Origin of the sequence: Photorhabdus akhurstii, from assembly GCF_018448925.1 — a bacterium.
Taxonomy (GTDB): Bacteria; Pseudomonadota; Gammaproteobacteria; order Enterobacterales; family Enterobacteriaceae; genus Photorhabdus; species Photorhabdus akhurstii.
This window is the reverse complement of sequence record NZ_RCWE01000057.1, coordinates 1-4,728: the sequence shown is the minus strand read 5'-3', so window position 1 is coordinate 4,728 and position 4,728 is coordinate 1. Positions and strand designations below refer to the sequence as shown.

At 44.5% G+C, this 4,728-nt stretch carries 4 protein-coding genes and 1 pseudogene; all 5 read left to right on the top strand.

The genetic code is table 11. The annotated features are described in order from the left end of the window. On the top strand, nucleotides 1-209 hold a 209-nt coding region (locus EAE93_RS23455; RefSeq protein ID WP_214040686.1), incomplete at its 5' end, for a hypothetical protein. 94 nt (nucleotides 210-303) lie between these two features. Next, on the top strand, nucleotides 304-465 hold the full coding sequence (locus EAE93_RS23450) for a hypothetical protein (RefSeq protein ID WP_157297612.1): 162 nt from the start codon (nucleotides 304-306) through the stop codon (nucleotides 463-465). 27 nt (nucleotides 466-492) lie between these two features. Next, the gene (locus EAE93_RS23445; RefSeq protein ID WP_214040685.1) at nucleotides 493-3,048 is read left to right on the top strand and encodes a T6SS effector BTH_I2691 family protein; all 2,556 of its coding nucleotides are present in this window, start codon (nucleotides 493-495) and stop codon (nucleotides 3,046-3,048) included. A gap of 2 nt (nucleotides 3,049-3,050) precedes the next feature. Further along, nucleotides 3,051-4,118: a DUF6708 domain-containing protein gene (locus EAE93_RS23440; RefSeq protein ID WP_036809584.1), complete on the top strand. Its 1,068-nt coding sequence runs from the start codon at nucleotides 3,051-3,053 to the stop codon at nucleotides 4,116-4,118. A 225-nt stretch (nucleotides 4,119-4,343) separates the two neighbouring features. Beyond that, a pseudogene (locus EAE93_RS23435) lies at nucleotides 4,344-4,718 on the top strand (IS630 family transposase); the annotation flags it as partial. Between the last annotated feature and the right edge of the window lie 10 nt (nucleotides 4,719-4,728).

Sequence of the window (4,728 nt, the reverse complement as noted above, 5' to 3'; positions counted from 1 at the left end):
GTGGCGCCGAACTGGAGGTATTCAGCTTCACCGGCGAAGAGCGCCTGTGCGCGCCCTATTGCTACACCATTGATTTCACCAGCCCGACCCGGGATATCGACCCGGCGGTGATGCTCAACAAATCCGCCACGTTTATCTTGCAGGCGCCGGAAAACCCGGCACAGGTGCGTAAGGTGCACGGCGTCATAACTGTTTTTCCAATCAGTTGAAAAAACCGGTAAGTGCGAGCCAGCGCAAGACAAAGCTAATGTTTTGCTGTGTCCGGTAAAGATGCGGGTTAAACAGGCCAAAGTCGGGGAACCGATGCCACGTTATTATGAGGTGACGGATAAAATATCTATATATCAAAAAGATGGCGTATGGAAAGCCGATGACAATTCAAAAGGTCAGATACTGCTATCGATTATCGTTAACGATGCGAACGAAACATTGCTGGGCCGTCTTAACCCGGGAAACCTGAAATAAATTGTGTGCAATACAGGAGATTTTATTGTGAATAACCCCGGTTGTAATTTTTGTACCCGTGAGGGACTGCCTGTTTTACTGGTTCGTCCTGCCATCAAGGCGCAGGGTGATGGCGTGCCGGATTTGCCGACGAGCATATCGATGCCGGTAGAGGGAAAAGGCGAAACCGGCTATACCACCCGTCTGTTGCGTGCAGGCTTTTTGTATATCTGGGATGAGTTGGTCAATGGCTGGATCAATTATTACGTGACTGATGAGGGATACTACTATCTTCTGCCCGCCGATGGCAAAGTCCCGCCGCGTCTAGCCAATGGTGAAATGAAACCTTGCATTAATGAGCCAGATGAGTTGGCGCGTGCTTCACTGGTGACATTACCGGTGTTGCCGAAGGGGTTGACAAACAAAGCCTTTTGGTTGGCCTGGTCGGCGGTGGAGTGGACGGATGCGGTACGTAAAAAGCATGAAGATCCGGTATATCGTGCGCGATATATGCAGCGTTTTGATATGGAAAAATGGCTAAACCGTGGAGAGGGGGAGAATGCTCTGCCGTTCTCGTCACTGAGGGATACCGTAGCGGAATATCATACTCAGATAGATACCAACCGGCGTATTGCCGATTACACCAGCTCTCATTGGAATGGAAAATGGTTATTTGAGCCGGACAATCTATGGTGGGCTGTCAGAGAATTGCTGCCAGACAAAGGCGTCATACTGTATCTGTCTGATCCGGTTGCTGTGGTGCAGGATATTACCGCTCTGGCGAATTATCGGTTAAAGACCCAGTTTAATAAAAATCCACATTACACCAGAGGGATTGCGCTTTCGGCTTCTCTAAGCACGCTGAAAGAGGCGTTGTGCCGACAGTTTGAGCGAGATCAGCTAACTAAAGATGAAACTGAGGAGAATGAAGCTCGGTATGGCAGCTTTGATGGTGAATATTATATTCCTGGTTCTGAAAAGCGAGCGAATACTACGCATTACTTAAATGATATGGCATTAAAGCCATTGGTACAAAAGTATTGGGCGGATTATGAGAAGTACATTGATCGTGATAAAGAAAAAGCGTTTATGGATCGGTTCACCACCGATCTGACGCGGTATGACAACACTATTATCTCTCCGATGACCGAAATGTATCTGGACTGGCTGAAAAGCCAGCTCCTGCTGGACTATTTTGACCATAACTTTGATAGCACGGACGATTATAGCGGTGCGCTGTTTGTCCAGTCGGTCCATGATTGTGTTGCAGGCATGCAGGATAAACTGGGAGCATCCCGTTATTTTCAAGAACAGATGATGAGCACCACCATCACGCCAGATAATCTGCTGTTACGTGCGCTGGTGATGAACAGTGATAAAAAAATAGAGCAAATTCACGGAGTCTTAAAGACCGGTGGAAACTACGGCTCTCTTGCCTGGGATAAAATACCCGATGGGCTTAAAGACATCGCTGAGCACTTCGATGGACCGGTTTCGCTCACAATAGAAAAATACCTGAATGAACTGAGTAGCACTTTGTTTGCGGTGATGAATAAAGCCGTGGAGAAAGTGCCGCTTCCCGCACTAGTCGTATTAGCTAAGCTGCATGGCAAGGAATTAAAAGTCATTAAGTTCGTCGGAAAGCGTAAACATTTTATCAGCGCGGTAGTCGCTGTGATCGGTGATTTGGGGGATCTGAAACGGCGCCCTTCCTCAGATCAGCTTCGTCACTACGTTGACATTGAAATGCGTCGTTTGAAGATTGACGGCTTGCCGATGGAGGGGGATCAGGAATTCAACTTTATTGCGTTGGCAAACGCAGGTGAAGCGGAAAAGACCTTGGCCTTACCGGAGGCGGAACGGGCTAAGTCTTTGGTGAAAACCTTGTATTCTGTCGATGAGATCCGTGCGGAGCTGTTTCCGGGGACGTTACGCACAAAACTAGCGCAGTTAGAGGCCAGTTCTGTCGAGAGTGCTGCCAAGCAGTTGGCAAAAGTCCCTCCCTTTACCGGCTGTATTTTCTCTCTGGTGATGCAGATTTCCGCATTGCGGGCGGCCGGGTGGCCTAAGGAAAATACGGAGGCATGTACTCGGTTTGCGGCAGATTTGGTCGCTGCGATGGGGGCTATCGCTGAAACTTGTGAGCGGTTGTTGAATAATTTTAAAGTCCTGCGGTTAAAGCCTATGGTGCGTCTTGTCTTGGGACGGGAAAGCCTGCTTAAGTTAATGAGAGGGATTGAGATAGTGAAATTCCTTGGCGCCCGGGCTGCGATTGTTGGAATAGTCTGGGATAGCTGCCATGCGATAGATGAAATCGTGTTTAAAGGCAATATAGATTTGGGAATTGCCTATTTAATTTCAGCGGTGAGTGCAGGACTGTGGCTTGCCGGTGTTTTAGGTCCATTAGGTCTATTTGTTGCTTTATTACTATACCTTGGTGCCAATATCTATCTGGCGATGAAAAAGAAGAATGAGATCCAGAAATGGCTGGCGGCCTGTCTGTGGCGCAAGATTCCAGTGGGTGAAGAGGATATTCCCTCTATCTGGCCTGATAGCAGAATGGAAATGGACGCTTTTAATAAATTAATGACTGCGGGAGCATAATTATGCTATTAAGTCGATTTTATATGTCCTACGAACTGAATCGTCCTTTGACTCAACAAGAAAAAGACAATCAACTTTGTCAGGGAAAACCAACCCGGTTAACAGGTAAAACAGGCGAATATATGATTGAGTACGATACGGTGATCCGTATGAACTCGACTTATATGGAGACTGTGGATAAATATTACCGAAATAAAGGGTTTATTAGTTCACTATTTGCGCCGCTTTTTTTGAGCTGTTTTGGATTAATATTATACGCTTATGGTGGAATGGCTTATCAGTATATTATTTATAAAAAGATAATCCCTTCTTTATTCGGGGTATTTATGTTGACAGCAGGTTTTGCGCTATTGATCTATTTCAGTGGCAAACTGACCCTAAAAGAGTGGTTTGCTACGACACATTATCCAATTCGATTTAACCGCAAAACTCAGATGATCCATGTTTACCGTTTTAATGGAACGGTATTATCGGTTCCCTGGAAAGAGGTGTTTTTTACCCTGACCAAGTACAGCGGCAAGATGACGGAATGGTGTATTGACGGTCATATTCTGGCAGACGATAAGGAAACTGTATTGGATACATTTAGTCTGGGATTTTCTGGAGTATTTCGGGAGTTGATGCCGGGCTATTGGGAATTTATCCGTTGCTATATGGAGGAAGATGGTTTACAGGAACAGGCGGATATTATCTTATTGTGTCCGCCTATTGAGCAGAAGAAAGAAGGTTATATTTTTGGATTACAGTATCTAATGCGGATGAATTCTCGTTTGGACTGGTTTGTTGAACTGATAAATTTTCCATTTGATCTAATTACAAGTATTGCCCGTTATATTGCGATGCAGACTAGCAAAATACCGCAATGGCCTAAAGAAGTGGAAGATGCCTGTAAGGTTGATCCTGACGACCCGATTAATGTCAGTGCCGCTAATAATCCTGTGCATTTATGGCGTCATATTCTGGCGAACCAGACGCTGGAAGAATATCAGGCGATAAATAATCGTCTGTCATCAGCACATAAGCGTTTGAAAGAAAAAATTGCAATGGCGCATTCATTTACGGATAAATAAAGGCAAGCATATGAACGAAATTATTGCTTACAATGCGGTTATTTGTCCGAATAAAATCCTGGCGGAGGTGTAATTATGCAATTAAATAAATTTTCAAAATAGTAGATCACTGGAAGTGAACTCAGTCCGATTTTTGTGATCTGATCAATTGCGAAAAATCCCAAACCCCAACACGGACTGAGTGATGCCAATCATAGCACCCATACTTCAAAATGAATGCCAGAAAATGCCCAAACAGAGCAAGTCACCGGAATAGAAAAGAACTCTAATTTATCTATCAAAATGTTAGATGAACTGAATCATTAATATCCCCATGCGGAAACTCTCACATTAATCTTAGATAACTACGGTATTCATAAAAGTCAGAAGGTAAAGGAGTGGCTGGCACGACATCCCAAATTTACTCTGTTGTTTTTACCCGTCTATTCACCGTGGCTAAATAAAATAGAACGATTATGACAATCGCTCCATGAGACAATAACGCGAAATCATTGTTGTCAATTTATGTGGCAGTTGATTAATTATGTTGATGCTTTTTTGGCATCGTTTTCATCACAGCAAAAGTCAGGAAGACAAAAAATAAGTGTAGCACTATTATGAAACCTTATTT